The sequence below is a fragment of the Sphingomonas sp. 28-62-20 genome, from assembly GCF_002281505.1.
Window position 1 is genome coordinate 16,117 of record NZ_NCGH01000033.1, and the last position, 25,155, is coordinate 41,271.

Genomic DNA, 25,155 nt, shown 5'->3' on the forward strand with positions numbered 1-25,155 from the left:
GCGCTTCCTTATCGCGGTTGGCGCTGGCGTGCATCAGCATTTTTGGTGCGCAGCGTCGCATTGGCGCTGGCGGGATCATCGGGCCAGGGGTGGCGCGGATACCGGCCCCGCATTTCGCGCGCCACATCCGCCCAACTCCCCGCCCAGAAGCCCGGCAGGTCACGCGTCGTCTGGATCGGCCGCCCGGCAGGCGAGGTCAGACTGAGCACGAGCGGTACGCGGCCGCCCGCAATCATCGGGTGGCGCGCGAGCCCGAACAGCGCCTGTGGGCGAAGCTCGACGGTCGGCCCGGCCTCGGCGCTATAATCAATGTCGTGGCTGCTGCCGGCGGGCGATTCGAAACGCGGCGGGGCAATCCGGTCAATCGCCTGCATCGCGTCCCAGCCGATCAGCGTGCGCAGCGCGTCGGTGAGCGCGCCCGAATCGATCTGGTCGAGCCGACGCTTGCCCGCCAGCAGAGGCTCCAGCCATGCGTCGGCGCGGGCCAGCAGCGCCGCATCGTCAAGCGCGACCTCGGGTGCGCCGTGCGCGGCCGCAAAAGCAGCTCGCTGGCGCAGGGCGAGCGCGGTGTCGGACCAGGGCAGCAACGCCAGGCCATGCATCTTGAGACCCGCCAGCAGGGCGGCGCTAACGGCAACGGGGTCGGCACCCGAATCAGGACCGCCGCTGAGGCGAATCGCGCCGATCCGCCGCTCGCGCTCGGTCTTCACGCCGCCTGTGGCGGGATCGAAAGTGACCGTCCGCCGCGTTTCGATCCGGTCCCCGAACAATGCCTCGACAGCGTCGAGGTCGATCGCGGCGGCCGAGAGGATGCGCGCACCCGCGGCCATGCCCTGCGTTTCGGCGACCGCCAGCCATTCATTGCGCGCCAGCGATGTCGTCGGATCGAGGCGGAAGCCACGCCCGCCGACCGAGGCCCAGCTTTCGCCCGAGGCATCGCGTCGCCGCGCGATACGATCCGGAAAGGCGAGCGCGATGCAGGTGGCGACATCCGCCGCCCCGCTCGGCCCAGGCACTGCTGATGTAACCAATCCTGCCCAGCGCGCCGCCAGCCGCCGGGCAGTGTCGGCACGCGGCCCGCGGTCGGTGCGCCAACGCCGCAAACGACTCTCAAGATCAGCGTCCTGCCCGCCCAGTCCACGCTCGCCCAGCAGGACGGCGATTTGCGCAGCGACGGATGCGATCCCCAACTTGCCCGCCTCGATCAGCATATGGCCCAACCGGGGCGACAGCGGCAGCGCGGCGATGGCGTCGCCATGCGCGGTCGGGCGGCCATCCTGATCGATCGCGCCGAGCGCGACCAGCCGAGCGCGGGCCTCCGTAACGGCGGCCTCAGGTGGCGGATCAATCCAGGCGAGGCGGCGCGGATCGGCCACCCCCCAGCGCGCGCAATCAAGCGTGAGCGCGGACAGATCAGCTTCCAGAATTTCAGGCGGATCGAAGCGCGGCAGGCCAGCGGTCGCCGCTTCCTCCCACAAACGATATGCCACCCCTGGCCCCTGGCGGGCGGCACGACCGGCGCGCTGCGTCGCCGAGGCCTGGCTTGCGCGTTCGGTGACGAGGCGAGTCATCCCCGCTGCACGATCATAACGTGGGCGCCGCGCCAGCCCCGAATCGACGACGATGCGGATGCCGTCGAGCGTCAGGCTGGTCTCGGCAATCGACGTGGCGAGCACGAGCTTGCGACGCCCCCCACCGTCAGGTGCAATCGCTGCGCGTTGGGCGGCGGGATCAAGGCTGCCGTGCAGGCGGTGCAAAATGATATCGTCGGGCAGGCCGGTGAGCCGTTCAGCCACGCGCTCAATTTCGGCAACGCCCGGCAGAAACGCCAGCACGCCGCCCTCTCCCTCACGCAGCGCCTGGCGGATAGCGGCGGCCATCTGGTCCTCAATCCTCGCCTCGCCAGCGCGCCCGATATGATGCAGCGCCAGCGGATAGCTGCGGCCAGCGCTTTCGATCACCGGCGCGTCCCCCATCAGGCTGGCAAAGCGCGCGCCATCAAGGGTCGCCGACATCGCCAGCAGCCGCAGATCAGGCCGAAACCCGGCCTGGGCATCAAGCGCCAGCGCCAGCCCGAAATCGCTATCGAGGCTGCGTTCATGGACTTCGTCGAACAGCACCGCCGACACACCGCTCAGTTCAGGATCAGCCTGGATGCGATTGACTAAAATCCCCTCGGTCATCACCGTCACCCGCGTCTTTGCAGAGCGCTTGCTGTCCATTCGCGTGGCATAGCCAAAGGTCTGGCCAACACCCTCCCCCGCCTGCGCCGCCATCCGCTCTGCCGCCGCGCGTGCGGCGAGACGGCGGGGGGAGAGCAGCAGGATCTCGCCGCAGCACCAGTCTTCACCGAGCAGCGCAGGCGCAACCGCCGTCGTCTTGCCCGCCCCTGGCGGCGCGACCAGCACAGCGTTGGCGCTAGACCGCAGCGCAGTGAGCAATTCGGGCAGGACGGCGTGGATGGGCAGACTCATCCCAATTCCAGCCGCCCGAGTGGTGCGCCGACCAGGCCGCTGACCAAATGCGCCAGCAGGAAAGGCATCGGCGCGATTTTCGAAACGGGCGCGACCAGCCGATCGCGCAGCATCGGCAGCAGATCACCATCCGATTGATAGACCGGTGTCAGCCAATAGCTGAGCTGCTGATAAAGGCGGATATGGCTCTGGCGCAGGTGCACGGTCCAGGCCAGCGCTTCGCCGACCGACCCGCTTGACCGCACCCCTTGCGCCAGTGCCCAGGCATCGAGCAGCGCCATGTTCGCCCCCTGACCAAGCTGGGGACTGGTCGAGTGCCAGGCATCGCCAAGATGGATCAACCCTGGCGCTGCCGGGTTCGACAAGGTCCGATGCATGTACCGGGCAAAAGTCAGCTGGCCGGGATCGACGATCTGATCGAGGAGCGCATCGCAAATCGGCCACAATGCCCGGACATCCGCCGCCCAGGCGGCCAAGCCTTCGCGTTGCCAACGATCAAACAAGTCGGCGCGCAGCGACCAGAAAAACGCGGCTTGTGGGGCGGCACTGTCGGGCGCTGTGCCGATCGGCATCACCCCGGTCATCTGCCGGGCTGCCCGATAGCGTTGTTCAAGCGCCGCGCCATCAAAGCCTGCGCCATCGACCCAATCAAGGCTCGCCCATAAGGCGCCATAGGCTAACTCACGACCCGTGGGCGGCGCCAACACCGAACGCGCACCTAGCGTATCAACCACTAGGTCAAATGGCCCCGCGCTGAATCCATCCGCGAAATCAACGCGTCGCCTGCCGCCAGCGGCAAGCGTGGTACCTACGACATGGCGCCCCGTCTCTATCACAATGCCATCATTGCGCGCGGCCCGGTAAAGCAGGTCAAACAACCGGGCGCGGTGGATGCCGATACCCGTGACCGCGCGCCGCATCGCCGCATAGCGCACGTCCAGAACCACCGGCCCATCAGCGCCAGCCCGCCCTACCAAGCGCTCAATCACTGCCCCGCTGGCCCGCGCGGCAGCGCCAAGGCCCAGCCGATCGAGCACCGCGAGCCCAGTCGGTTGAAGCATCAGCCCCGAACCAACCGGCTGGGCAACATCAAAGCGTTCGAAGATTGTGACATGATGGCCGTCACGGGCCAGCAGGAGCGCGGCGGCGAGGCCGCATGGACCACATCCCGCGACGGCAATGTCGATCGGCCTCATCGGCGGCCGAACCAGCGGCTCAATAAGCCCGGGCGATGGCGAATTCGACAGCCTCGACCATCGCCGCCTTGGCCTTGCCATTGGCGAAACAGCCTAGCGAATCGATGGCGCGCTGGCCATAATGGCGCGCGCGCGCGAGCGTATCGTCGACGCCGCGTGATGACTGGATCAGCGCGACAGCGTGCGCCAGATCCTCATCGGTCGCGCGCCTGCCCTCGATCGCGTCCTTCCAGAATTGGCGCTCTTCAGCGTCGCCGCGCGCATACGCCAGGATCACCGGCAGCGTCACCTTGCCTTCGCGGAAATCATCGCCGGCATCCTTGCCCATCGTGCCGGCATCGGAAACATAATCAATCGCATCGTCGACCAGCTGGAAGGCAATGCCAAGGTTGCGGCCATAGGTATCAAGCGCGGCTTCTTCCGAATCGGGGCGCTCCGCCACCACCGCCGACACACGGCATGCCGCAGCGAACAGCGCTGCCGTCTTTGCGCCGATGATGTCGAGATAGCGTTCCTCACCCAGATCGACCCGGCGCGTCGCGGTGAGCTGATTGACCTCGCCCTCGGCGATCACCGCGCTGGCCTGGCTCAAAATCTTGAGCACTTTCTGGCTGCCATCCTCGACCATCAATTCAAAGGCGCGGCTGAACAGGAAATCGCCGACCAGCACGGTCGCCGGGTTTCCCCAGATATTATTGGCGGTCCGCCGTCCGCGCCGCAGATCCGATCCGTCGACGACATCGTCATGCAGCAGCGTCGCAGTATGGATGAATTCGACAGCGGCGGCGAGCCGGTGATGGCGGGTGCCGGTATAGCCAAGCAGCGCCGCGCTCGCGAGCGTGAGCATTGGCCGCATCCGCTTGCCGCCGCTCGCAATCAAATGACCCGCCAGTTCTGGAATGAGCGGGATTTTTGACTGCATCCGATCGAGGATCACCGCATTGACGAGGTTCATATCCATCGCCACCAACGTCACCATCGGATCGAGCGACGGCTGCGACCGGGGGTCGATGCGGTGGATGGTCGCGGTCATAGGTTGGCGATGTGACGACTTGATGGGTCAAACGCAAGGGGATGCAGCTTGCGCGCAGGTCCCTCCCCGCCCAAAAAGGGCACCAGACCGCAAAAAAGGGAAAAATCACCGTGCCAGACGAAACGCTGCGCAGCTATCGCCAGAGCATCGACAATATCGATGCCGCGCTGGTTTTCCTGCTCGCCGAACGCTTCAAGGTGACTCAGGCAGTGGGGCGGCACAAGGCCACCCATGGTTTGCCGCCAGCCGATCCGGGGCGCGAAACGGCGCAGATTGCGCGGTTGCGTGCTTTGGCCAGGGATGCCCAGCTGGACCCGGAATTTTCCGAAAAATTCCTGCGTTTCATCATCGATGAAGTGATCCGCCATCATGAGAAAATGCGCGATGCCTGAGGGGTCTTGCCTGTGCGGCGCGGTGCGGTTCACGGTGACTGAGCCGCTCACAAATATCGCCGCCTGCCATTGCGGCCAATGCCGCAAGCAGAGCGGCCATTATTGGGCCGCAGCCGAGATCGCGCGCGAGTCGCTTTCGATGATCAATGACGCGACGTTGCGCTGGTACCAATCCTCCGAGAAAGCGCGGCGGGGCTTTTGCGCGACCTGCGGGTCGTTCCTATTCTGGGAGCCGATCGATTCCGATCGCATCGATGTGGCGATGGGCGCGATCGAGGGGCCAACAGCCACACGGCTCGATCGCCATATCTTCGTCGCGGAAAAAGGCGATTATTACGACATTGCCGACGGGTTGCCGCAAAACGCGCAATAAACGGTGTCAGCTCTCAGCCGGTGGTGCCTGCCTTAATCTGCGCACTTCCTGCGCCTGCCAGACCAGCATCGCTGGTATGCCGATCGAGATGTCGCGGGCGCGCTTGACCAGCGACAGGGCCAGACCCGCGCTAGGCGACAAACCAAAGATCGGGCCGAGCAGGACATAAGCCGCCTCTTGCACGCCAATCCCGCCCGGAATCGCAAAGGCGACGGTGCGCAGCGTGAAGATCAGCGCCTCCAGCGCCAATAATGCGCTCACCCGCAGCTGGAACCCCATCAGCCAAAGCGCGACCCAGGCGCCAAAGGCGGCGAAGACCCAGGCGACAAGATGGAGTAGGAACGCCAGGATCACCCTGCCCCGCAACCGGTAAATCGCATCCAGTTCAACGGTCAGCGCCGCCATCGTCGCCACTGATCCAGGCAGCAACCGCCCGGCCAGTCCTTGCGCCATTGTCAACATCGGGCGCTGAGCGAAGGCGAAGGCGGCCATAATCGCCGCGAGCACACCCGTGCCGCCCAGCACCATGGGCAACACGTCAGGCCCCTGCCCATTGCTCGACAGCGCTGTCGCGAGCATTGCAACGCCGAACAGCGTGAACGCCAATTGTGCGGCGAGTTCAGTGGTCTGGTCAGCGATCAGCGAGGCATAGACCAGGCTCGATCGGATACCGCCGGCAATCGCCGTTCGCGCGCCGATGACGAGACCGCCAAATTGCGAAAAGGGCAAGACGTCGGTTGCCCCCTCACGCGCGGTTCGCGCCCAGGCAAAGGTGCCGAGCTGCGCGCGCGATATTCCCGGCGCGACCGCCAGCCAGGCCGCGCCCAGCACCGTCAGGCACAAGCCCGACCAGGCCATGAAGACCAGAAAGCCGATCATGCCGATTCGCGAAATGCCAGCGGCGACCTGCGCAAAACCAGTCTGCCCGACCAGCCATATCGCCGCGGCAAGGCCGATCGCGGTGAGGATGAGCGCGAGATATTTCACCATAGTCGCGCGGTTCACCCCAGCACTACACCACTTCCACGCGCTTGGCGGAGAAGCGTTTACGCGGCCTCGGTATTGCGGTTTTTGAGGAAATCAAAAAACTCAACGCCTTCGCGCAAGCGCCGCTTGAGCATCGTCGGGCTGGTCGCCATTTCCGCGACGATCGAGCCGACTTTTGACGGACGGAAATAGAATTTCTTGTAAAATTCCGCGACCGCTTCAAAAATCTCGTCTGACGCCAGATGCGGATAGGTCAGCTGGGCAATCTGCCCGCCGCCGTCTGCAACCAGATGGTCGGTGCCATCGAACCAATTATTCTCGATCGCCTGCTTGTACAGGAAGGTGCCGGGATAAGGCGCTGCCAGCGACACCTGGATGGTGTGTGGGTTGACCTCCTTGGCATAGGCGATCGTTTCCTGGATCGTCTCCTTGGTCTCCCCCGGCAGGCCCATGATGAAGGTGCCGTGGATCTTGATCCCCAGTTTGCGGCAATCCTTGGCGAATTGCTTGGCAACCTCGATCCGCAGACCCTTTTTGATGTTGTGCAGGATTTGCTGGTTGCCGCTTTCATAGCCGACGAGCAGCAGGCGCAAGCCGTTTTCGCGCATCACCTTCAGCGTGTCATACGGAACATTCGCCTTGGCATTGCACGACCAGGTAACGCCCAGCTTGCCGAGTTCGCGCGCGAGTTCCTCAACGCGCGGCAGATTGTCGGTCAGCGTGTCGTCGTCGAAGAACAATTCCTGCATTTGCGGGAATTCCTTGAGGACATATTTCACTTCCTCGATCACGTGGGGAATCGATCGCACCCGATAATTGTGACCGCCAACGGTCTGCGGCCAGAGGCAGAAGGTGCAGCGGCTTTTGCAGCCACGGCCGGTATAGAAGCTGACATAGGGGTGCTTCAAATAGCCGATGAAGTAATTCTCCATCACCAGGTCCCGCTTGTAGATCGGCGAGACGAAGGGGAGCGAATCCATATCCATCAGGACTTCGCGATCGGCATTATGGACGATAACGCCATCGTCGCTGCGATAGCTGATGCCCTTGATGTCAGCGAAGGGGATTTCCTTGGCGACGTCTAGGATGGTGAAATCAAATTCGTTGCGCGCCACGAAATCGACGGTCGGCGCATTTTCCATCGCCCAGGCGGCATCAACGGCAACGGTCGCGCCGATAAAGCCGACCTTCAGCTTGGGGTTCAGTTCCTTGAGCATCCCGGCAACCCGGACGTCCTGCTTGAAGCCCGGCGTCGAGGTGTGGATGATGACGAGATCGCGCTCCAGCGCCTCATGCTTGATGTCGTCGAAGCTCAGATCATGCGCGGGCGCGTCGATCAGCTTCGAATCCGGGACCAGCGCGGCGGGCTGGGCCAGCCAGGTCGGGTACCAGAAGGACTTGATCTCCCGCTTGGCCTGATAGCGCGACCCGGCGCCACCGTCATAGCCATCGAAAGAGGGCGCCTGGAGGAACAGGGTGCGCATCATAGTCCGTCAAACCTTTTTCACGATTGCAATCGTCCATCGCGCGTTACCCGGAATCGCGAGCCTCGCCAATCGACTTTGTGCACGAAGAAAGTGGTACAAAATAGGGCGAAGGACAGCAGATCGCGAATCGGCACCAGGAAGAGCGGGCCGGAAACGGTGCCGGAGGCGATGTCGATGCGCGCTCTGACCAGTACGCGCGCAAACGCGGCCAGCCCGAGCACAACGAGCGATACCGTCGAGAAACCGGCCATTAGCGCACCGATCAGTGCCAGCGGCAGCGTGTGGAAAACGATGCTGCCCACGAAGCCCGCCGGATTGATATGAAAGATGGTCACAGTCCAGCGCATCTCATGCGTGATCAGCGCGATGAGGCTCGATTCAGAACACCCATGCGTGATGTAGAAGCGGGGCAGAACGGTTCGGAGCCCCAGCCCGCGCACGGCCGCGCCAATCTCATAATCATCCGCCAACACATCGCCGAATGCAGGAAATCCGCCGATCGCCTCCAGCGTTTTTCGAGTGAAGGCCATGGTCGGCCCCAGCGTCGGTTTGGCCATGCCGAGCGCAACGCCCGTCAGCACGCTGGGCATGAAGCGATATGAAATATCCATCGCCGCCAATTGCGACCAGAAACCCGCATCGCCGCGCCCGACATGCAGGCAGCTGGCAAGCCCCACGCCCGGCTCGGCAAGAGCGACAGCAAGCTGCCGCAACGCGTCGGGTGCCCAAGCAACGTCGCTATCGGCGATGACGACGATCGGATGGCGTCCAAGCGCGTCCATGTTGGCAAGGTTTGACAATTTGTTGTTCGACCCATGCCGCCGGTCGCTAATAACGATATCGATATCCGCATCCGGATGAGCGGCGCGTGCCTGCGCGATGACCGCGAGCGCCGGATCGTTGGCATTGCGGGTGCCGAAAATCACCTGCACCACGCCCGGATAATCCTGCGCGAACAGCGATTCGAGATTGGCGGCAAGGGTCGGTTCGGTGCCGTGGACGGGTTTCAGCACAGTGATAGCCGGCCATTGGGCAAGAGGGCGAACCGCACCGGCAGGGCGCGTGATGGCACCGGCAGCGATGTTGAAGATCGCGCCTGTCACGGCCATCGCCAAAATGATGATCGATACGATCATCAGCACCATTTACGTCTGCCTTCTCATTACCCCCGCTTCCCATTGCCGGTGCCTCACGTCTAGGGAGAAATTCACTCTAAAGGGAGCGATAATGGATTTTGCGGGCGATCGAGTGCTGGTTACGGGCGCTACGGGCTTTGTCGGCTCGGCAGTTGCGCGCGCGCTGGCCGCGAAAGGGGCACAGCTGACATTGCTGGTCCGGGCGGGCAGCGACAGGACCAATGTCACCGGACTCGACGCTGTGTTGGCTGAAGGTGATCTGCGCGACGAAGCATCAGTGCTCCGCGCGGCACAAGGATGTCGATACGCCTTTCACGTTGCCGCCGATTACCGGATCTGGGCACCCGACCCGGAGGAAATCATCCGCAACAACCGTGCAGGCACGCTGGCGGTGATGAAGGCGCTAAAGGCGGCAGGCGTCGAACGAATCGTCTATACCTCCAGCGTCGCCACCCTGTTGCCCGATGATCACGGTGCGGCGGATGAAACGCGCCCAGCCACGCCTGAGCAAGCGATCGGCGCCTACAAACGCAGCAAGGTGGTGGCGGAGCGGCTGGTCGAGGACATGGCGGCGGACGGCCTGCCGGTGGTGATCGTCAACCCTTCCACCCCAATCGGCCCGCGCGACGTGAAGCCAACGCCGACCGGGCGGATCGTGGTGGAAGCCGCCAATGGCAAAATGCCCGCCTTTGTCGAAAGCGGACTCAACCTGGTGCATGTCGACGATGTCGCCAAGGGGCATTTGCTGGCGATCGAAAAGGGGCGCACCGGCCAGCGATACGTGCTGGGTGGGCAGGATGTCAGCTTGGGCGTGATGCTGGCCGATATCGCTACGATCATGGGGCGGAAGGCGCCCACGGTTCGGATACCGCGCGGCGTACTGTTCCCGCTTGCCTATGCCAATGAGGCGTGGTGCCGGGCAACGGGCAAGACCGATCCGTTCCTGACGGTCGATTCGCTGAAAATGGCGGCGCACAACATGTATTATTCCTCTGCCAAAGCAGAGGCCGAGCTTGGCTATCGCGCGCGTCCCTATCGCGAGGCACTGGCGGATGCGATCGATTGGTTTCGGGCGATGGGGAAGATCGCGTGATTGGACTTGTAGCGGGCGGCATCGCGCTGGCGGTATGGCTGGTGCTGGTGTTTGGCCGCCACGGCTTCTGGCTGACCGCCGAACGCGATACGCGGGGCTTGCCGAGCGAGCCCGCGCAATGGCCGACTGTCACGGCTGTGGTGCCCGCACGTGACGAGGCGGAGGTAATCGCAAGATCAATCGGCAGCCTAGTGGCCCAGGAATATCCGGGCGATTTTCGGATCATCCTGGTCGACGACAATTCTAGCGATGGCACGGCTGAAATTGCTCAAAACATCGCCTTTTCTAGCCCCTCCCCTTCAGGAGTTCTGCCGCAGTCCCGTCCCCCGGACGGGACCGAAGGCAACAGAACTGGGACGGGGGTGGGGGCTGTCAGTCTCACCGAGTCAGCGCTTGGGGATAGCCCCCACCCCAACCCCTCCCCTGAAGGGGAGGGGCTTAAGCAATTGAATCGCCTCACCATCCTCTCCGGCCAACCCCTTGCCCCTGGATGGACCGGCAAGCTCTGGGCGGTCTCGCAGGGCATTGCCGCTGCTGGCGAAACCCCCGATTATCTGTGGCTGACCGATGCCGATATCGCGCATGCGCCGGATACGCTGCGGACGCTGGTGACCCGCGCGGTTGGCGACCGCCGCGTGCTGGTGACGCTGATGGCACGGCTGCGGTGTGAAAGCCTGGCCGAGCGATCATTGATCCCGGCCTTTGTCTGGTTTTTCCAAATGCTCTATCCCTTCGGCGCGGTTAACGCAGCCAAGGGCGTCGGCGCTGCGGCGGGGGGCTGTATGCTCGCCGAACGCGCCGCGATGGAGCGTGCGGGCGGCATCGCGGCGATCCGCAACGCGTTGATCGACGATTGCGCGTTCGGGGCGATCATGAAGCGACAAGGGCGGGTGTGGCTAGGCCTGACCGATCGCTCCGTCAGTATCCGCGATTACGACAGCTGGGGGTCGGTCGCAGCGATGATCTCGCGTTCCGCTTATGCGCAGCTTGGCTATTCGGTATTGGCCTTGTTTGGTACGATTTTGGGCCTTGCGCTGATTTACCTCGGCCCGGTCTTGCTCACCCTGTTCGGCGAGGGCTATGCGCGGTGGCTGGGACTGGGAGCCTGGGCACTAATGGCCATCGCGTTTCAACCGATGCTGCGTTTTTATCATCGATCGCCCTTATGGGGCGTGGCGCTGCCCGGCATTGCGCTGTTTTATGCCGGTTGTACCTTTGCGTCGGCCTGGGCGTATTGGCGCGGGCGCGGAGGGATGTGGAAGGGCCGCGCGCAAGCGGCTTTGGGCGCATGACCGCCTCCGCTGCGACACTCGCCTCAGGCAAAGGGCATAAGGACGAGAATTTCCCGGTCGCGAGCTTCATGCTGAAGCGCGAGCACCGGGCGCCGGTAATGGCCTTTTATCACTTTGCCCGCGCTGCCGATGACGTAGCCGATAACGAGTCCGCCTCTGCCGGGGAAAGGCTCGCACTGCTGGGTGCGATGCGATCGACCTTGGCGGGGACCAGCGACGAAAATGCCGAGGCGCTGGCGCTGCGCGGGGTATTGGCCGACTATAAGCTGTCACCGCAACATGGGCTCGATCTGCTGACCGCGTTTGAGCAGGATTGCACCGTCAACCGCCACGCGACCTGGGATTCGCTGATCGATTATTGCCGCGTCTCGGCGATGCCGGTTGGGCGCTATGTGCTTGATGTCCATCATGAGGACCGCAGCACCTGGGTGGCATCGGACGCGCTGTGCGCTGCGCTGCAGGTGATCAACCATCTGCAGGATTGCGGCAAGGATTATCGCACGATTGACCGGGTCTACATCCCGACCGAGATGCTGGCGGCGGCCGGGGCGACGATCGAGGATTTGGGCGCAGATCGCGCTTCCCCTGCGCTGCGATCGGTGATCGTCGCGATGGCGGAAAAGACGTTGGGGCTGCTCGCCGAGTCATCGGTGTTTTCTGGCCAGATCAAGGACAAACGCCTCGCGGTCGAAGTCGCGATCATCCAGCGGCTGGCCGAAAGCCTGACCCGCCGGTTGATTACGCATGATCCGTTGAGCGAGCGCGTCCATCACGGTAAGATCGAGATGGCCGGGCTCGCCGCTTGGGCTGCGGTAAAAAGGCTGGCGGCATGAACCCTGATAACACCCCCGCCGCCCTGCAATCGCAGGTCTCTGGCAGCAGCTTCTACGCTGGCATGCGTGTCCTGCCCAAGGCGGAACGCGAGGCGATGTATGCGGTGTACGGCTTTTGCCGGATCGTCGACGATATCGCCGATGACGAGGAGGGCGACCGCGCCGACCGCGCGAAAGCGCTCGACAAATGGCGCGCCGATATTGATTCGCTCTATGCGGGCGGCGATCCGGGGGGCGCGGCGCTGGTTGCAGAGGCGGTGCGACGCTTCGGCCTCGACAAGGCCGATTTTCACGCGGTGATCGACGGGATGGCGACCGATACCGCCGATTTCGTCCGCTACCCCAGCTTTGAGGAGTTGGACCTGTACTGCGACCGAGTGGCGTCAGCGGTCGGGCGATTGTCCGTCAAGATTTTCGGGATGGACGATGCCGAAGGGGTGACGCTGGCGCATCACCTTGGCCGCGCGCTGCAATTCACCAATATTTTGCGCGATATCGATGAGGATGCGGCGATTGGCCGCGTGTATCTGGCGCGTGAGCATCTGGCGGCGGCAGGCGTCGATATGAGCAGCCCGGAAAGCGTGGCACGCTCCCCCCATATCGACGCAGCATGCCGCGATCTCGCCAAGCTGGCCGAGCAACATTATCTCGCCGCTGAGGCAATCCTGAAGCGCAAGCCCAAGGGCCATCTGATCGCGCCCAAGCTGATGGCGGCGGTGTATCACAAGATTCTGGGTCGCATGCAGGCCGTTGGCTGGGCCCCGCCGCGCGAGCGGATCAAGGTCAACAAGGCGGCGCTGATCTTCACGGTTGGGAAATTGTGGCTGTTCCGGTGAAGGGCTTGGTCCGTTGAAGGCGCATATCATTGGCGCAGGGATGGCGGGGCTTTCGGCAGCGGTGGAGCTGACGCGTGCCGGGTGGGATGTCGCGCTGAGCGACAGCGCACCGCGCGCGGGGGGGCGATGCCGGAGCTATCACGACAAGGCGCTCGATCTGGTGATCGACAATGGCAACCACTTTGTCTTTTCGGGCAATCAGGCGGTCGGCCGCTTTCTGGAAACGATCGGCACGGCCGATGCGCTGGAGGGACCCGCGCATGCCGACTTCGCCTTTCATGATATTCGCGATGACAGCCGCTGGACGCTGGCGGTGAACGATGGACGCTTTCCGGCCTGGGTGTTCGATCCGAAAAGGCGGACGCCGGGAACCGGGGTAATAGACCATCTGGCGCTGGCCAAGCTGGTGCTGGCGCGGCGCGGGCCGACGACGATCGGCGATGTCATCAGCGACCGGGGGCTGTTCTGGGAACGCGTGGTCGATCCGATGATGCTGGCGGTGCTCAACTGCCCGCCAGCGCAGGGATCGGCCTGGCTGGCAGGCCGGTTCCTGATGGAATCCTTTGCGCGCGGCGGGCAGGCGTGCCGGACAATGGTGGCGATACCGACATTGGATGCGGTGTTTGTCGATCCCGCGCTGGCCTATGTGCGCGAACGCGGCACCGAGCCGCGCTTCAGTGCGCGGTTGCGCGGGCTGGTGACCGAGGCTGACCGGGTGACGGGGCTGGATTATGGCGCCGGGGTAGAGCCAGTGGGCGAGGCAGCGGTGATTTTGGCAGTGCCGCCCTGGGTCGCGGCTGATCTGGTGCCGGGGCTGACCGTGCCTGACGCCTTTTGTTCGATCCTGAGCGCACATTTCGCTTATCCCCCACCGCCGGGCGCGCCGCCGATCACCGCGCTGATCGGTGCGACATCGCAATGGGTGGTGTGTCATGGCGACCGGATTTCGGTGACGATCAGCGGCGCCGACGATGTGATCGACCAGGACCGAGAGGATCTGGCGCAGCGGATCTGGGGCGATATCTGTGCGACGCTGGGCCTGACCGCCGAAATGCCACACTGGCAGGTAGTGAAGGAAAAGCGCGCAACTTTTGCTGCAACGCCCGAACAAGATGCCAGGCGCCCCAGCACCAAGACGCGCTGGCGTAATCTGTTTCTAGCGGGCGATTGGACCCAGACCGGGCTGCCCGCGACGATTGAAGGCGCGTTGCGGTCAGGGGCGACTGCGGCACGCTTGGCGATCAGCTAACATCAATGTAAGTAAGTGCGCCGGCGTTTCAGGCGATGATGTGGAATTGAAAAGGAATTGATGACGCATGGCCAGTGTTGCTGAAGCCCTGACCGACCCGCTTGCAGCGATCGACGCGTGCGCGACCCGCGCCGCCGATGCCTTGTCGCGTGCGCAACAGGATGACGGCCATTGGGTGTTCGAGCTGGAGGCGGACGCAACCATTCCGGCAGAATTCGTGCTGCTGAAACATTATCTGGGCGAACCGCGCGATGCGGCGCTTGAGGCCAAGATCGGCGTTTATCTGCGCCGTATCCAATCGCGCGACCATCATGGCTGGCCGCTGTTCCATGGCGGCGCGTTCGATACGTCAGCAAGCGTAAAGGCCTATTATGCGCTGAAGATGATCGGCGACGATATCGATGCGCCGCACATGGTCCGGGCGCGAGCGGCGATCCATGCGGCGGGCGGCGCTGCGGCGGTGAATGTGTTTACGCGGATCCAGCTCGCGTTGTTCGGCGCTGGGTCATGGAGCGTGGTGCCGACAATGCCGGTTGAGCTGATCCTGCTGCCGCGCTGGTTTCCGGTGCATCTGTCGAAAATGTCCTATTGGGCGCGCACGGTGATTGTGCCGCTGCTGGTGCTGGCGGCCAAGCAGCCGGTGGCGAAGAACCCGTCGGGCGTGAAGGTGGATGAACTCTACACGCTGAAGGCAGCGCCGCTGAAGAGCCAGGCCGAGGGCGCCAAGCGATCGTGGCAGCTGTTTTTCGGCGGGCTGGACGTGGTGCTCAAGCGCGTCGAGCCGCTCTGGCCCAAGGGACTGCGCGCGAAAGCGGTGCAAGCCTGTGTCGATTTTGTCACCGAACGGCTAAATGGTGAGGATGGGCTGGGCGCGATCTATCCGGCGATGGCGAACTCGGTGATGATGTTCGATTGCCTGGGCTATCCGGAGGATCATCCGCACCGGGCAATTGCGCGCCAATCGGTCGAAAAGCTGCTCGTGATCAAGGACGACGAGGCTTATTGCCAGCCCTGCGTCTCGCCCGTCTGGGATACCGCGCTTGCCGCGCACGCGATGCTGGAGGCTGGTGGTGAGGCCAATGAAGCACGCGCAAAGGCGGCGCTTGAGTGGCTCAAGCCATTGCAGGTGCTGGACGTCAAGGGCGACTGGGCCGAGGTGAAGCCCGATGTCCGCCCCGGCGGCTGGGCGTTCCAGTATAACAACGCGCATTACCCCGATCTCGACGATACCGCCGTTGTTGTGATGGCGATGGACCGGGCGAAGGACCGGCTCGCGCTTGCGGGCGGTTATGATGAAGCGATTGCGCGGGGCAATGAGTGGACCGTCGGGCTGCAATCAAAGAATGGCGGCTTTGGCGCGTTCGATGCCGACAACACGTATCATTATCTGAACAACATCCCCTTTGCCGATCACGGCGCGCTACTCGATCCGCCGACCAGCGACGTGACCGCGCGCTGCGTGTCGATGATGGCGCAATTGGGCGAGACCGACAGCGATCGGATGAAGGCAGCGCTCGCCTATCTCGCCGAGGAGCAGATGCCCGACGGGTCTTGGTTCGGGCGCTGGGGGGTGAATTACATTTACGGCACGTGGTCGGTGATGTGTGCGCTGAATGCCGCTGGCGTGTCGCCGAAAGCACCAACGATGGAGCGCGCGGTCGACTGGCTGGTGTCGATCCAGAATGAAGACGGCGGCTGGGGCGAGGATTGCGACAGCTATGCGCTTGATTATGCCGGCTACACCCCTGCCCCCTCGACGGCATCACAGACCGCCTGGGCGCTGCTCGCGCTGATGGCGGCGGGCGTGGTCGAGCATCCAGCGGTCGCGCGCGGCGTGGAATGGCTTGTCGCGCACCAGGACGCGGACGGGCTGTGGGGGCAGGAAATGTACACCGGCGGCGGTTTTCCGCGCGTGTTTTACCTGCGCTATCATGGCTATCCGAAGTACTTCCCGCTCTGGGCAGTGGCGCGGTACCGGAATTTGAAGCGGTCGAATGAGAAGACTGTGGCGTTCGGGATGTGAGGGCGGCACGCCCCTCGCAATCCTCTTACCGTCACCCCGGACTTGTTCCGGGGTCCACCTCGTCCTTTGCCAGGCTATCGTTTTTGGCACCGTGGGCCCCGGAACAAGTCCGGGGTGACGGTCTTGGTTTGGGATGCGCCGCGTGGTGATCCTCATCGCCTGCGGGTTGCAGCGGGAAGCAAAGATTGTTGAGGGTGCCGGGATCATTCCCGTGATCGGTGGTGGTGACAGCGCCGGGCTGGAGCAAAATCTCGAAAACCATATCGAGCTTTTCCCACCGGTGGGCCTTATCATTTCGAGCGGGATTGCGGGGGCGCTTGATCCGGCGCTGGTGGCCGGTGATGTCGTGATTGATATGAAGCCCCTCCCGTTCAGGAGTTCCGCCGCAGTCCTGTCCCCCGGACAGGACGAAAGGCGGCAGAACTGGGTTGAGGTGGGGGCTGTCCCCAAGCGCGTCGGTCTCGATGAGACTGAGGGCCCCCACCCCAACCCCTCCCCTGAAGGGGAGGGGCTAATAGCAGCCCTGCCCCACGCCCATTTCGGCCTCATCATCGGCCAGGATCACATCGCCGTCACCATCGCCGAAAAGGCCACGCTCGCTGCCACCGGCGCACTGGCGGTCGACATGGAGACGCACATCGCCGCGCGGGTTGCGGCGCGTCACGGACTGCCGTTCATGGCGATCCGGACGATTTCCGACACGGCGCACGAAACGCTGCCCCCTGCCGCGCTGGTCGGCATGAACCCCGATGGATCGATGGCGCTGGGCAGGGTGCTGGTGTCGCTCGCACGGCGCCCGGGCCAGCTGCCTGCGCTAATTCGGACCGGGAAAAGCGCGGAGGCGGCGTTCAAATCGCTGGCGGAGGTGCACCGGACACTTGCGCCTTTATGGCCAGCGCTGCTCGCCTAGGGAAGCCTGTAGCAGCGAGCGAAACGCCTAAGCGCGCCCTTATAGAAGAACAGCACGCCCAATCAGCAGCAGGCCAAGCGCGACCCCAAAATTGGCGACATTGCCATCGAGCCTGCCGATCCGCGTGGCGGCGATGCCGGATGGTGCCGCGACGCTGCCGCCATAAAGCGGCGTCGCGATTGCACTGACGAAAAAGCCGCCGAGCGCTGCCAGGGCGAGCATCATGGCAAGGCAGATGCCGAGCGAGGGCTCGACCCGACCGCTCCACAGGAAGAAGAGCGCCAGCCCGCCAAGCGCGGACGTGGTCAGCACCTGCGTGACGACATGGAACCGTGCATGGCCGGGCCACGCAGGATTACCGGCATGGCTAGCATTGAGATCGGCAAAGAGCGGGATCACCGTGAATTGCAGGATCGCGACCGTCATCAGCACATAGCCCAACGACATATCGACGCCCCTAAAGGTTGGCTCGGCCTCAGGCCGCGCGCTGTACCCGCTTATAGCCTTCCGGATCTGCCATCTTGATCCGCTCCAGCTCGCGCTCGACATGCGTCGAATGGACGTCCTCGGCCTTGCGCGCGTTGCTGATGTCGATGTCGGGCGCCATCGGCCCCTCGGTGCGCACACCCTTGCGGCCGACGGTGAACATTTTCAGCGGATTGCGGATCGCGTCGGTGGCGGCGGTGCCTTCGAAGCCGCAATGGACCATGCAGTTCGAGCATTTCTCATACTTGCCGACGCCGTACTGATCCCAGTCGGTGCCTTCCCAGATAGCAGGGCTTCTGCCAGCCGAACACCGTGCGCAACGGCATCGACCAGGGCGTGCATTCATAGGTCTGGTTGCCGGCCAGGAAATCAAGGAACAGTGGCGAGTTGGTGAACTTCCACTTGCGGCCGCCATCACCGCGGCGGAACACGTCGCGGAAGAAATTCTTGGTGCGTTCGCGCGTCAGGAAATGCTCCTGATCCGCAGCGCGCTCGTACGAATAGCCGGGCGAGATCGTGATCTCGACATTGCGCTTTTCCATCTCGTCGAAGAAACTGGCGAGGCGTTCCGGGTCCGCGCCGTCAAACACAGTGCAGTTCACCTGGACGCGGAAGCCCTTGGCCTTGGCCATCTCGATCGCTTCAATCGCGACCTCATAGGTGCCGTCCTGATCGACCGCGTGGTCGTGCATGCCCTTATCGCCATCGAGATGAATCGACCAGGTGAAGAAGGTCGACGGCTTGTAATCGTCGATCTTCTTTTTCAGCAGCAGCGCGTTGGTGCAGAGAATCACGAACTTCTTCTTCGCGATATAGCCCTCGACGATTTTGGGCATGTCACGGTGGAGCAACGGCTCGCCGCCCGCGATCGAAACGGCGGGCGCGCCGCATTCGTCGATCGCGTCCATGCACTGATCATAGCTCAACCGCTGGTTGAGAATCGCATCCGGATAATCGATCTTCCCGCAGCCTGGGCACGCCAGATTGCAGCGCAGCAGCGGCTCAAGCATCAGCACCAGCGGATATTTCTTGCCGCTGATATGCTTCTTGACGGTGTAGCCGCCGATGCGCGCCAGCAGGTTGATCGGAAGGGTCATGCGTGTCGTTCCTATTCGGCCGGAATCTGCACAGATGCCTGTGCGGCGGGCGTGATCACATTCCTTAGCTCGGAAGGCAGGCTAAATTCCAGTGTTTCCTCAATACCGTCAAGTTGCGAGACGGTAACGGGGCCAATCTTACGCAGCGCGGCAATCACACTGTCGACCAATTCGTCGGGCGCCGAGGCGCCGGCAGTCAGCCCAATCGTTTCCACGCCAGCCAGCCAGGCCGGATCGACGGCGTCGCCGTCCGCGACAAGATAGCTGGGCAGCCCGGCATCAACGCCAATTTCGCGCAGACGGCTGGAATTGGAGCTATATTCCGCCCCCACCACCAGCAGCATGTCGACGACGCGGCAAAGATCGCGAACGGCGGTCTGCCGGTTTTGGGTTGCATAGCAGATATCCGACACATCGGGCCCGACAATATCGCTGAACCGCGCGCCGAGCGCCGCGATGATTCCGCGCGTATCATCAACGCTGAGCGTTGTCTGGGTGATATAGGCCAGCGGCGCATCATCGGGCAGATCAAGCGCGGCAACATCAGCCTCTGTCGAGACGAGATAGACCGGCGCATCGACCTGGCCGATCGTTCCTTCGACTTCAGCATGGCCTTCATGCCCGATCAGGACGATCGCGCGCCCCTGGGACGCATAGCGACGCCCCTGGATATGCACCTTGGTGACGAGCGGGCAGGTTGCATCAAGCACCGGCAAGCCACGCGCCGCTGCTTCGGTTTCCACGTCGCGCGATACGCCATGCGCGCTGAACACGGTGCGCGCCCCATCGGGAATCTCTGACAATTCCTCAACGAAAATTGCGCCTTTTTTGCGTAACTTGTTGACGACATGCCGATTATGGACGATTTCATGACGCACATAAACGGGTGCGCCATAATGATCGATCGCCCGTTCGACGATCTCGATCGCGCGCACAACACCCGCGCAGAAACCGCGCGGCTTGGCCAAAACTACCTGCAAGGAATAGTCCTTTCTGTCCCTCAAACAAAGCCTTCAGAATCAAACGCATACCGATTCTTCGGCGTCTGCGACCTTCCTTGAAGCCCCGCCTCTCCAGCCTGGGGACATCATCTGACATATTACCCGTGCCGCCCGATAAGAAAAGTGGGAAATCCGGTGCCTAAAGCGCTCCGCTGCGTTGCAATGCGTCTATCTTGTCCCGCTGTGGCCCAGCCGCCACAAATTAAACTGGCCCGTCTTGCCTTACCGCTGCCATCATGCCGGTGTTGGGGGTGGACGAGGATAGTATCGCGCTTTATCCGGGCGCAGCAATCATCTGGGAGTATTCAGTGATGTTGGCTTTCCCCCGAACCCCCTTGTTGGCTGCTGCGGTCCTTGTCGCCTTGCCCACCGCCGCCACCGCGCAAGAATCCGCGCGTGCGCCTGTTCAGCAACTCAGCGATGGCCTGATCACCATCATGAAGGCTGGCAAAAAGGCTGGCTTTGCCGCGCGCGCCGGGCAGATTGCGCCGATTGTCGACAAGAGCTTCGATCTCCCCCTGCTCACCCGGCTGGCAGTTGGCCCCGCCTGGACGACCGCTGCCGCCGATGACCGGAGCGCCCTGGTCGCCGCGATGCGCAAGCTGACGATCAATCAATATGCCAGCAATTTCAACAACTGGTCCGGTCAGGCATTCGCGATCGAACCACAAATTGATGCGCGCGGAACCGACAGGGTCGTCAAGACGATGCTGACCCAGCCAAAGGAATCGCCCGTCAATATCAGCTATCGGCTGCGCCAGAGCGGCGGCGATTGGCGGATCATCGATGTCTATTACCAGAATTCGATCAGCCAGCTGGCGACGCGGCGCGCCGATTTCGAAGCCATTTTGACAAAGGGCGGCGTCAAGGCGCTGGTCGGCCATGTCAACACCCTCGCCGAGAAAGTCAGCCGCTGAAACAGGATATCGCTTCGCGCGGGACGGCGACAGCGCTGGCACTGGCCGTGTTGCTGGTTGCCGGGGCACCCCAGGTTCAGGCGCAAAGCCAGGATGTGGCTGCTGTACCATCGCCGTCAGCCGAGGCAGCGCCTGCCGCCGCTTCGCCGCCGATGGCAACCGATCAATCGGCAATGCCAGCGACAGCCGCCGCCGGGGCGGTTCCAGGCCGACACGCAAAGGGCGATCCGTGGGAGGGTTTCAACCGATCCATGTTTCGTCACCAACAGGACATTGATCGCGCCGTCTTTCGGCCATTGGCGCGCGGCTATGGCACCATCGTCCCCAAGCCCTTGCGCACCGGGCTGCGCCATCTGCTGTCCCATATTGGCGAACCGATCGTTTTTCTCAACGATTTGTTGCAGTTAAAGCCAAAGCGCGCCGTGCGGACGCTGGCACGTTTTCTGGTGAACACGACGGCCGGCATCGGCGGGCTGCTTGATGTCGCCAAAACCGCCAAGCTGCCGCACCGTGACAATGGCCTCGGCAACACGCTGGCCCGCTACGGTGTCGGCCCAGGTCCCTATCTGTTCCTACCCTTTGTTGGGCCAACCGGGTTGCGCGATCTGTTCGGTGCTCAGGTCGATGGGTTGATCTATCCAGTTGCCATTGGCCGCCCGTTCAATCGCTATGATTATCAAATTTCAAAGGCCCTGATTAGCGGACTTGATCTGCGCAACGAATCAGACGCCAATTTCAAGGCATTGCTCGACGGCGCGGCCGATCCCTATGCAACGCTGCGGTCGGTCTATCAGCAAAATCGCGCGGCAGAAATTGCCGAGATGAATGGCCAGACGATCGATCCCAGCGGGCTCGACGATCCGCTTGTCGATCCTGAAGCCGATCCGGCAACATCCACGGTCGATCAGCCCCCATCGACCGAAGGCACGCCAAGCCCAGCGCCTGACCCAGAACCCGAATCCGAAGCGCCCGCTAGCGCCGCTTTGGTCGACGCGACTTCTGGGGAGCCGCAGCTGGTTTCTTTCCTTTAGCCGACGGCTTTTTCGCCGGGCGCGGCGGCCCGAGCAGCGCGGGTTCAAAAATCAGCGCGCAAACCAACGTCCAGGCGAGCGAAATCATCAAGATTTTGCCCATGCTCGCGGTGCCAGGATGAGCGGAAAGCCAAAGCGCCCCAAAGGCGCTACCCGTCGCCAGCGCGCTGAACAATACCGCGCGCGCCAGGCTCGATTGCAGCAAATCGGTTTCGCCCGATCGCCACGCCATGACGAAATAAATGTGGAAGGCCACACCAACGCCAAACAGCAGCGGAAAGGCGATGATGTTGGCGAAATTAATCGGTTGGCCGATCAGCACGCAACTGGCGAGCGTCAGAAACCCGGACAGCACGACGGGTGCCAAGGTAAAAGCCACTTCGCGCACATCGCGTAGCACCGCAAACAACAACAGGCTGACCAAGATCAACGCCAGCACACCCGCCTGCACAAAGGCCCAGGCGACCGTCTTGGCCGCTTCTTGGGTGGCGACCGGCAAGCCGGTGGCCTCCGGCGCCACCGCCCGCACGGCTTTGGTAAAGCGCGCGAGCACGGCATTGTCGTTGCTGTCGCCTTTGGGGAAGATCTGCACCCGGGCACGGCCGTCGCTGGCAACCCAGTCCGCAGCGATTTCGGGGGGGAGCGTATCGCGCGACACGGCTTCGGCCTGTAGCAGCGCCCGCGCTTGATTGAGCATCACGTTCAGCGGCGGTACCAGCACATCGCTTGCCGCCGCGCGCATCGTCGGCGGCCCCGCTGCGATCTGCCCCAGCGTCGTGGCCAGGGCGCGGGCATGATCGGCGGCATCACTCGGTTCGCCAGCCGCGACCCGCTCAAGCTGCGCCTGGGTTGCGCGCAGCGCCGTAACGATCGCAGCATCGCTTGGCGGCGCCGCAGTGTCAAAAGGGTTCAGGGTCAAATCAAGCAGCAGTGAAGCATCGCCAAGCAAGGCCAGTTTGGCGGGTTGATCGCCGGGAATGAAACTGTCGATCGCGATGGCCTGCGCCACTTCGGGCAATGTGGCGACACGATCAGCGAGCGCTTGCGCCGAATCCGGATCGGCGGTCAGCACCGAAATGGTGTTGGGCGTGCGCAACGGATCGCGCATCAGATCAGTCAGCGATCGATAGGCCGCCCCTTGCGGATCACGCAGGTGGAGCGGATTGAAATCAAACTGCACAAGCGGCAACAGCGCGATGCTGCCCAGCATAGACAGGCCGAATGCCCAAAGCACAAAACGCCGGTGCGCATGCAGCCAGCGGTCAACCGGCGCTGCTTCCGCGAAGCCCACTTCTGCCGTTGGCTTGCCGGGCTTGAGCAGCACCAGCAGCGCGGGCAACAGGGTGACCGAAAGAACAAGCGCGATCACCATCCCCAGCCCGGCGATAATCCCCAGCTCAGAAATACCGACATAGTCCGTCGGCAGAAACGCGCCAAACCCCAGAAAAATCGCGCCCGCCGCCAGCGCCAATGGCGCGCCCAGCGCCACGGCGGCACGCTCCAATGCTTGCGGAATGGCCGCCCCTTCCAGCCGCTCGGCATTGAAGCGCACGCTGATCTGGATTCCGAAATCGACCCCCAGCCCGACAAAGAGCGGGATGAACGCCACAGAAATCAGATTGAGCGTGCCGACCGCCGCGAGCCCCACCGCCGTGGTCACCACCAGCCCGGCGATAATCGTCACGACAATCGCGGCCACGATTTTGGCTGAACGGGTCGCGAACCACAATGTCACCAGCATCGCCAGCGCCATCACCAACCCGACAAAGCCGATATTTTCCTCAAGCGTTGAAAATTCCTCATCGGCCAGCGGCACTTCGCCCGTTACCTGGACGCGGACGCCGTGCGCGGCATCAAGCCTGAGATCGGCCGCCGCAGCGCCAATCGCGTCGACCGCTTTCTCGCCAGGCTTCAGCGCGCCGAAATCAAGCTTTGGCTGCGTCAGGAGCAAGCGGCGCAGCGGCGGCTGTGGCCCACCACCATCGGCAAACAGGTTTTGCCAAGAAAAATAGGCAGGGCGGCCCTGCACCACTTTGCCCAATGCATCATCGAGCGCGCGGATCGGGCGATCAATGTCGCTGAGCTTGGCGGATCGGCGCTCTACGCCGGTCAGCATCGTCCCCAACGCGCCGGCAACACCGCGCAGGCTGGGATCTCTTGCCAACGGCCCAAGCAACGGCTGGGCAGTGATCAACGACTGGGTTGTCGCGCGAACCTCTTCAAGCGAGCCGAACATCACCCCCTGCCGGGCAAGATAATCGCCGCCATCGGGCCGGCGCACATTCTTGAAATGCGCGGTGTCGGCGGTCAGCCGCTCGGCAAGTGCTGCCGCACCCGCTTCGGCCAGTTCTGGGGTCTGCCCGTCAATGACCACCAATGTTGTATCGGTAAGCTGCGCAAAGGTGGTGTTGAGCGCGGTTTCATTCTTGCGCCAATCGACATCGGCTGAAATCAACGCACCGGTATTGGTCGTCATCGCAAAATGGGTGGCCGCATAGCCGATCGCCAGCAGCGTGAGCGCCGCACAAAGGGCCAGCAACAACCAGGGCCGGCGCGCACTGAACGCCACGGCGCGAAAGATCAGCCCCGTTGTCTTGCCAGTGCTTTTCATGGCGATCAGTTCTTCGCCCCACCGCCGATGAAATAGCGCAGCTTGAACGTAATCCCCTTGTCGTCACCCAGTTGGAACTGGGCATCTTTCCATTTGGGCGGCCCGAGCCGGATCGGGGCATCATTCGAAAAGCCAACGCCTTCCTTGGGAATGCCGAAAAGGGCGCGATCAACCTTGCCATTGTGGTTTTCATCATGAAAAGCCTGCACTGCATAAGTGCCGGGCTGGACATTGCTGATCGTTACAATTGTTTTACCGGCCAGCGCAGGGGCGCTCGCCTGCACCGGGCAATCCTTCAGAAATTCGGCTTCGCGGCAAAGGTCGACATGCACCACGCCCTTGCTATTGCGCACGCCGGCAACCTCGATCTGCAAAGTCGCACTGCCGAAAACGCGCGCGCCACTCCGCGCTGCCGTGGGGCAGAGGGAGAGGCTGACCATGGCAACACCGATCAACACATTAGCGGTGATTTTCACGCCCGCACTTCTCCGACGGCTTCTTCGTTCCAGCGGAGTGCTTTCAGCACGGCGTCGATGATGGCGTCAGCGTCGAGTTTTGCCTCGGCGTATTGGAGTTCGGGTTTGTCGTGGTCCTGGAAGATGTCGGGCAGGCGCAAGGTGCGCAGTTTCAGCCCGGCGTCGATCAGCCCGCTGTCGCTGGCATAAGTCAGGACGTGGGCGCCGAGGCCCCCGACCGCG

21 protein-coding genes and 2 pseudogenes are annotated in these 25,155 nt (G+C 63.1%); 11 read left to right on the forward strand and 12 right to left on the reverse strand.

What is annotated here, in order from left to right; translation table 11 throughout:
- Positions 1–8: 8 nt before the first annotated feature.
- The 3 genes from hrpB to B7Y43_RS18665 are packed head-to-tail and all read right to left on the reverse strand — an operon-like array spanning position 9 to position 4,703.
- The gene (hrpB, locus tag B7Y43_RS18655) at positions 9–2,474 is read right to left on the reverse strand and encodes an ATP-dependent helicase HrpB (RefSeq protein WP_374133183.1); all 2,466 of its coding nucleotides are present in this window, start codon (positions 2,472–2,474) and stop codon (positions 9–11) included.
- Positions 2,471–3,670 carry an NAD(P)/FAD-dependent oxidoreductase gene (locus B7Y43_RS18660; protein ID WP_374133184.1) on the reverse strand — a complete coding sequence of 400 codons (1,200 nt, stop codon included), beginning with the start codon at positions 3,668–3,670 and terminating at the stop codon, positions 2,471–2,473. The genes hrpB and B7Y43_RS18660 overlap by 4 nt, the downstream gene beginning before the upstream one ends.
- A gap of 19 nt (positions 3,671–3,689) precedes the next feature.
- A complete protein-coding gene (locus B7Y43_RS18665) occupies positions 3,690–4,703 on the reverse strand; it encodes a polyprenyl synthetase family protein (RefSeq protein WP_374133185.1) in 1,014 nt (337 codons plus the stop codon).
- Positions 4,704–4,813: 110 nt separating this feature from the next.
- On the opposite strand from B7Y43_RS18665, the gene B7Y43_RS18670 reads away from it, so the two are divergent.
- Both B7Y43_RS18670 and B7Y43_RS18675 read left to right on the forward strand, forming a co-directional pair.
- Positions 4,814–5,095 carry a chorismate mutase gene (locus tag B7Y43_RS18670; protein WP_374133186.1) on the forward strand — a complete coding sequence of 94 codons (282 nt, stop codon included), beginning with the start codon at positions 4,814–4,816 and terminating at the stop codon, positions 5,093–5,095.
- Positions 5,088–5,468, forward strand: coding sequence for a GFA family protein (locus B7Y43_RS18675; protein ID WP_374133187.1), 381 nt, complete (start codon positions 5,088–5,090; stop codon positions 5,466–5,468). Before B7Y43_RS18670 ends, B7Y43_RS18675 begins: the two co-directional genes overlap by 8 nt.
- A gap of 6 nt (positions 5,469–5,474) precedes the next feature.
- On the opposite strand, the gene B7Y43_RS18680 is transcribed toward B7Y43_RS18675, so the two are convergent.
- The 3 genes from B7Y43_RS18680 to hpnI are packed head-to-tail and all read right to left on the reverse strand — an operon-like array spanning position 5,475 to position 9,087.
- Positions 5,475–6,473, reverse strand: coding sequence for a lysylphosphatidylglycerol synthase domain-containing protein (locus B7Y43_RS18680; RefSeq protein ID WP_374133188.1), 999 nt, complete (start codon positions 6,471–6,473; stop codon positions 5,475–5,477).
- Between the two features lie 41 nt (positions 6,474–6,514).
- Positions 6,515–7,942, reverse strand: a complete 1,428-nt coding sequence (hpnJ, locus tag B7Y43_RS18685; RefSeq protein WP_374133189.1) for a hopanoid biosynthesis associated radical SAM protein HpnJ — start codon at positions 7,940–7,942, stop codon at positions 6,515–6,517.
- Positions 7,943–7,959: 17 nt separating this feature from the next.
- Entirely contained in the window at positions 7,960–9,087 is a 1,128-nt protein-coding gene (gene hpnI, locus B7Y43_RS18690) for a bacteriohopanetetrol glucosamine biosynthesis glycosyltransferase HpnI (protein ID WP_374133190.1), read from the reverse strand.
- Between the two features lie 82 nt (positions 9,088–9,169).
- Here hpnI and hpnA point away from each other — a divergent pair, with 82 nt between their 5' ends.
- The 7 genes from hpnA (at position 9,170) to B7Y43_RS18725 (ending at position 17,314) form a co-directional block, all read left to right on the forward strand.
- Positions 9,170–10,171, forward strand: coding sequence for a hopanoid-associated sugar epimerase (hpnA, locus tag B7Y43_RS18695; RefSeq protein WP_374133191.1), 1,002 nt, complete (start codon positions 9,170–9,172; stop codon positions 10,169–10,171).
- Positions 10,168–11,463, forward strand: coding sequence for a glycosyltransferase (locus B7Y43_RS18700; protein ID WP_374133192.1), 1,296 nt, complete (start codon positions 10,168–10,170; stop codon positions 11,461–11,463). Before hpnA ends, B7Y43_RS18700 begins: the two co-directional genes overlap by 4 nt.
- Positions 11,460–12,296 (forward strand): squalene synthase HpnC, encoded by an 837-nt coding sequence (gene hpnC / locus B7Y43_RS18705; protein WP_374133193.1) that lies wholly within the window; start codon positions 11,460–11,462, stop codon positions 12,294–12,296. The genes B7Y43_RS18700 and hpnC overlap by 4 nt, the downstream gene beginning before the upstream one ends.
- Positions 12,293–13,132, forward strand: coding sequence for a presqualene diphosphate synthase HpnD (hpnD, locus tag B7Y43_RS18710; protein WP_374133194.1), 840 nt, complete (start codon positions 12,293–12,295; stop codon positions 13,130–13,132). The genes hpnC and hpnD overlap by 4 nt, the downstream gene beginning before the upstream one ends.
- A 13-nt stretch (positions 13,133–13,145) precedes the next feature.
- A complete protein-coding gene (gene hpnE / locus B7Y43_RS18715) occupies positions 13,146–14,381 on the forward strand; it encodes a hydroxysqualene dehydroxylase HpnE (RefSeq protein ID WP_374133195.1) in 1,236 nt (411 codons plus the stop codon).
- A gap of 67 nt (positions 14,382–14,448) precedes the next feature.
- Positions 14,449–16,404, forward strand: coding sequence for a squalene--hopene cyclase (gene shc, locus B7Y43_RS18720; protein ID WP_374133196.1), 1,956 nt, complete (start codon positions 14,449–14,451; stop codon positions 16,402–16,404).
- A 142-nt stretch (positions 16,405–16,546) separates the two neighbouring features.
- Positions 16,547–17,314, forward strand: a complete 768-nt coding sequence (locus B7Y43_RS18725; RefSeq protein WP_374133197.1) for a phosphorylase — start codon at positions 16,547–16,549, stop codon at positions 17,312–17,314.
- A gap of 39 nt (positions 17,315–17,353) precedes the next feature.
- Here the strand turns inward: B7Y43_RS18725 and B7Y43_RS18730 are convergent, their stop codons facing one another.
- From B7Y43_RS18730 to ispH, 3 genes and pseudogenes are all read right to left on the reverse strand, one after another.
- On the reverse strand, positions 17,354–17,761 hold the full coding sequence (locus B7Y43_RS18730; RefSeq protein ID WP_374133198.1) for a DUF6640 family protein: 408 nt from the start codon (positions 17,759–17,761) through the stop codon (positions 17,354–17,356).
- Positions 17,762–17,789: 28 nt separating this feature from the next.
- A pseudogene (gene hpnH, locus B7Y43_RS18735) lies at positions 17,790–18,897 on the reverse strand (adenosyl-hopene transferase HpnH).
- 11 nt (positions 18,898–18,908) lie between these two features.
- Positions 18,909–19,877, reverse strand: coding sequence for a 4-hydroxy-3-methylbut-2-enyl diphosphate reductase (gene ispH, locus B7Y43_RS18740; RefSeq protein ID WP_374133199.1), 969 nt, complete (start codon positions 19,875–19,877; stop codon positions 18,909–18,911).
- A gap of 332 nt (positions 19,878–20,209) precedes the next feature.
- Here ispH and B7Y43_RS18745 point away from each other — a divergent pair, with 332 nt between their 5' ends.
- Together B7Y43_RS18745 and B7Y43_RS18750 are read left to right on the forward strand one after the other, a co-directional pair.
- Positions 20,210–20,815: an ABC transporter substrate-binding protein gene (locus B7Y43_RS18745; protein WP_374133200.1), complete on the forward strand. Its 606-nt coding sequence runs from the start codon at positions 20,210–20,212 to the stop codon at positions 20,813–20,815.
- Between the two features lie 47 nt (positions 20,816–20,862).
- Positions 20,863–21,846, forward strand: a complete 984-nt coding sequence (locus B7Y43_RS18750) for a VacJ family lipoprotein (RefSeq protein WP_374133201.1) — start codon at positions 20,863–20,865, stop codon at positions 21,844–21,846.
- On the opposite strand, the gene B7Y43_RS18755 is transcribed toward B7Y43_RS18750, so the two are convergent.
- From B7Y43_RS18755 to B7Y43_RS18765, 3 genes and pseudogenes are all read right to left on the reverse strand, one after another.
- On the reverse strand, positions 21,788–24,457 hold the full coding sequence (locus tag B7Y43_RS18755; protein WP_374133202.1) for an MMPL family transporter: 2,670 nt from the start codon (positions 24,455–24,457) through the stop codon (positions 21,788–21,790). The two genes, B7Y43_RS18750 and B7Y43_RS18755, sit on opposite strands and share 59 nt — an antisense overlap.
- A 5-nt stretch (positions 24,458–24,462) precedes the next feature.
- A complete protein-coding gene (locus B7Y43_RS18760; RefSeq protein ID WP_374133203.1) occupies positions 24,463–24,933 on the reverse strand; it encodes a DUF2141 domain-containing protein in 471 nt (156 codons plus the stop codon).
- Positions 24,930–25,155 (reverse strand): annotated as a pseudogene (locus B7Y43_RS18765) (1-deoxy-D-xylulose-5-phosphate synthase); the annotation flags it as partial. The pseudogene B7Y43_RS18765 and the gene B7Y43_RS18760, both read right to left, overlap by 4 nt.